Raw genomic sequence first — 3585 nt, 5'->3', positions numbered from 1 at the left:
CTTTCCGTCTTGCGCAGGACTGTAGAGCAGCAAACTTAACCCCCGCCCCCAGCCCCGGAGACCCTCCCGGAGGGACCGAAAAATTTTTTCAAAAAAGTTGTTGCGCGCCGGACAGACTTCTGTGTATACTAATCCCCGCAGCGCACGCGAGCGGAAACAAACGCGAACGCCTGCCTGGGGAGTTAGCTCAGTTTGGTTAGAGCGCCGGCCTGTCACGTCGGAGGTCGCGGGTTCGAGCCCCGTACTTCCCGCCAACGCAATTAAAGCCACGTCTTCGGACGTGGCTTTTTGCGTTAAAGGCTTTAGCCTGTGCGGGGCGCGCAGCGCGCCGCATCAGAAACCACCCGCTATGCGGGTGGGGACAACCGGCTTTACAAAGCCGCCCCCTCGCCGGACACTTGCGATTGTTCAGGCCGCAAGGAATCCGAGTCGAGAGGGCGGTGGTGGCGTATGGCCCAGAAGGCCTACAGCCTGTCGCACACGAAGTGGATGTGCAAGTACCACGTCGTGTTCACGCCGAAGTATAGGCGCAAAGTCATCTACAACCAAATAAGGTCCGACCTTGGGGAGATCTTCAGGAAGCTCTGCCAGTACAAGGGGATAGAGATCATCGAGGGGCACCTGATGCCCGACCACGTCCACATGCTGCTGGCGATACCGCCGAAGTACAGCGTGTCCAGCGTGATGGGCTACCTGAAGGGGAAGAGCTCGCTGATGGTATTCGACAGGCACGCGAACATGAAGTACAAGTTCGGCAACAGGAAGTTCTGGGCCGAGGGCCACTGCGTGTCCACCGTCGGCCTGAACGAGGCCACGATCGCGAAGTACATCCGGGAGCAGGAGAAGGCCGACATCGCGCTCGACCGGCTGAGCGTCAAGGAGTACGAGGACCCCTTCGATAGGGGGCCGGGGCGCAAATAGCGCCGGTTTGACCGGCCCGTCACGGGTCAACCTGCAGTGCGGCCCGAACCCCGTGAGGGCCGGCGCCTTTAGACGCGTGCCGGAAATCCAAGGGTTATACCCTAAGAGCAAACCACCCCTTTTAGGGGTGGTTTTGATTTGATGCACTTTGTTTCGATAGAACGATCGCCCTGGCGCATCTTCGCCCAGAATCCCCGCCCCTTCGGGAACGCAAGTAAAATCTAATAAGCATATCTGTCTAAACAACAGCTTTGTTGCGCAACACCTGTTCAACGAGACAGGGGGTTAGGTTATACTAAATTGCACTGTAGGCCGCATCTGATGCATTTCGCTCCAAGCGCGGCACTCAGTGGATATCCGATTTACCATTTGGATGTCCTAGCGGTCATTTAGCGTCTCGACACAAGCTCGGCCCCGGAGCTCGTTCGAGCTGTTCGTATTCCTTGAAAGGGGAAAAATGGACATATCGAGGAAGACTGATTACGCCCTTCGTATGCTGGCGATGCTTGCCGAGGATCCGGAGCGTTTGCTTTCTGTTCGCACCGCTGCCGAAGAGGTCAATGTCCCGTATTCGTTTGCCCGCTCGATTCAGCACGGTTTGGTCCAGGCCGGTATTGTGGAGAGCCTGCGTGGCGTCCACGGTGGCATGCGTCTCAAGGTCAGTCCGGACGACGTTACCATTCGTCAGGTCGTCGAGGCCGTTCAGGGCCCTATGGTTATGAATGATTGCACCGCACCCGATGGCGACTGTGCGCGCATGGGCACGTGCTGCTATCATCCCCTGTGGGCCGGAGCTCAAGCATTGATGCGCGACTACCTCGATTCCGTTTCGCTCGGCGACATCGTCGCTCACCGCCAGTTCCCGGCCGTCGATCCCAAGTTCGCCGACCGCGAAGCGTTTCCCGAGTACGCCACCTGTGCGTATACATGCCGGGAGGAATAGCGCCGCATAAGGAGCATAGATATGATTCAGGACCCCTTTCGTTCGATGATTCGTTCGGAAGGGGTCCTGCGTTATCGCGACCTTCCGTGGCGCCGCACGCGCGATCCGTACATCATTTGGCTTTCCGAGGTCATGTTGCAGCAAACACAGGTGCCACGCGTGGAGACGCGTATGCCGGCGTGGCTCGATCGCTTTCCGACCGTGCAGGCGCTTGCCCAAGCCGCGCCTTCCGATGTTTTGGACGCTTGGCAGGGCATGGGCTACAACCGACGCGCTCTGGCGCTCCACAAGGCCGCTCAGCGCGTTGTGGAGGACTGGGACGGTGAGTTTCCGCGTGAGACGCGTGACTTGGTCGCTCTGCCTGGTATTGGCCCGGCAACGGCGCAAGGTATCCGGTCGTTTGCGTTTGACCTTCCAGGCGTGTATCTGGAGACCAACGTGCGCACGGTCTTTCTGCATCACTTCTTTCCCGATGTACCGGCTGTTTCCGACCGCGAGCTGGTGCCGTTGATTCAGGCGGCCTGTCCGGCGGTCCCCGGTGCGGCGACCGACGAGATCGCTCCCTTTGCCGTGCCGCTCGATGATGCCGACACGCCACGCGCGTGGTATTACGCGTTGCTGGATTACGGCGCATATCTAAAAAAGACGTTGCCCAATCCGTCCAGGCGCTCGGCGGGCTATAGCCGTCAATCAAAGTTTGAGGGCTCACGTCGCCAAAAGCGCGCGCATATCGTGCGCATGTTGCTGGCAGCGCGCGATGGCCAACCGGCGGGGATTATGCTTGCTGATGCCGTGGTGGGCGTTAACGATATGGAAGCGGCGGCTGGGCGCGGGCCGGTCGAGCGCGAGCTTGTCGCGGGCATTCTGGCCGACCTGGAGCGTGAGGGCTTTTGCCGAGCCGAGGGCGATCGCTGGCTGAGCATCTAGCCCGTGCAAATCTGAAGAACAGGATTGTAAGGTTTAGATTTCCGACATGAGGGCATCCTAAAGACGAGGCCGCTCGAAGCCTACGGGCGGCATGCGTTGAAGGGAAGTACACCTATGGATTTTGAGAATTCCCAAACCAAGAAGAACCTCGAGACCGCTTTTGCCGGTGAGTCCCAGGCACACACCAAGTATCGCTACTATGCCTCCAAGGCAAAGAAGGACGGCTACGTTCAGATCTCGAACATCTTTGCCGAGACGGCTGGCAACGAGTCCGAGCACGCCAAACTGTGGTTTAAGTATCTGCACGATGGCGCCGTCCCCGATACCCTGGACAATCTGCGCGATGCCGCCGCAGGTGAGAACTACGAGTGGACCACGATGTACGACGAGTTTGCCAAGACCGCCGAGGAAGAGGGCTTTGCCGAGATTGCCGCAAAGTTCCGTGGTGTCGCCGCCGTCGAGAAGGCCCACGAGGAGCGCTACAACAAGCTCGTCGAGCGCATCGAGTCGGGCGAGGTGTTTGAGCGTGAGGGCGTAAAGGTGTGGAAGTGCCTGAACTGCGGGCACCTGCACGTTGGTGCCGAGGCGCCTGAGGTGTGCCCGGTTTGTAACCACCCGAAGGCGTACTTTGAGGAGCAGGTGGTGAACTACTAGCGCTTGGCGCTGGCTGCTGCGGAGCGCGGGGCGGGAGGCCGGATTGCCTTCCCTCCCCGCTCACGGCTTCGCAGGGTCGCGTTGAGGGAAGGCAATCCGGCCTCCCGCCCCGCGCTCCGGCGTTGGATCGTCGCGTGCTC

General features: G+C 59.8%; 4 protein-coding genes and 1 tRNA gene. All 5 read left to right on the top strand.

Annotation, left to right across the window (positions count from 1 at the left end; genetic code table 11):
* Positions 1-176: 176 nt before the first annotated feature.
* A tRNA-Asp gene (locus DW899_RS07975) sits at positions 177-254 on the top strand.
* A 196-nt stretch (positions 255-450) separates the two neighbouring features.
* Entirely contained in the window at positions 451-921 is a 471-nt protein-coding gene (gene tnpA / locus DW899_RS07970) for an IS200/IS605 family transposase (RefSeq protein WP_117800592.1), read from the top strand.
* 457 nt (positions 922-1378) lie between these two features.
* The gene (locus DW899_RS07965) at positions 1379-1864 is read left to right on the top strand and encodes an Rrf2 family transcriptional regulator (RefSeq protein WP_117564951.1); all 486 of its coding nucleotides are present in this window, start codon (positions 1379-1381) and stop codon (positions 1862-1864) included.
* 21 nt (positions 1865-1885) lie between these two features.
* Positions 1886-2791: an adenine glycosylase gene (locus DW899_RS07960; RefSeq protein WP_117800591.1), complete on the top strand. Its 906-nt coding sequence runs from the start codon at positions 1886-1888 to the stop codon at positions 2789-2791.
* A gap of 114 nt (positions 2792-2905) precedes the next feature.
* Entirely contained in the window at positions 2906-3445 is a 540-nt protein-coding gene (gene rbr / locus DW899_RS07955; protein ID WP_055252097.1) for a rubrerythrin, read from the top strand.
* Positions 3446-3585: the final 140 nt, after the last annotated feature.

This window comes from Collinsella sp. AM41-2BH (genome assembly GCF_003468085.1).
Taxonomy (GTDB): domain Bacteria; phylum Actinomycetota; class Coriobacteriia; order Coriobacteriales; family Coriobacteriaceae; genus Collinsella.
Note: the sequence above shows the minus strand (reverse complement) of the source record. Positions and strands in the feature narration are given on the sequence as shown.

Bases quoted from the DNA above. Each gene is read 5' to 3' on its own strand.
- tnpA (WP_117800592.1), top strand. From the start codon at position 451: ATGGCCCAGAAGGCCTACAGCCTGTCGCACACGAAGTGGATGTGCAAG.
- DW899_RS07965 (WP_117564951.1), top strand. From the start codon at position 1,379: ATGGACATATCGAGGAAGACTGATTACGCCCTTCGTATGCTGGCGATG.
- DW899_RS07960 (WP_117800591.1), top strand. From the start codon at position 1,886: ATGATTCAGGACCCCTTTCGTTCGATGATTCGTTCGGAAGGGGTCCTG.
- rbr (WP_055252097.1), top strand. From the start codon at position 2,906: ATGGATTTTGAGAATTCCCAAACCAAGAAGAACCTCGAGACCGCTTTT.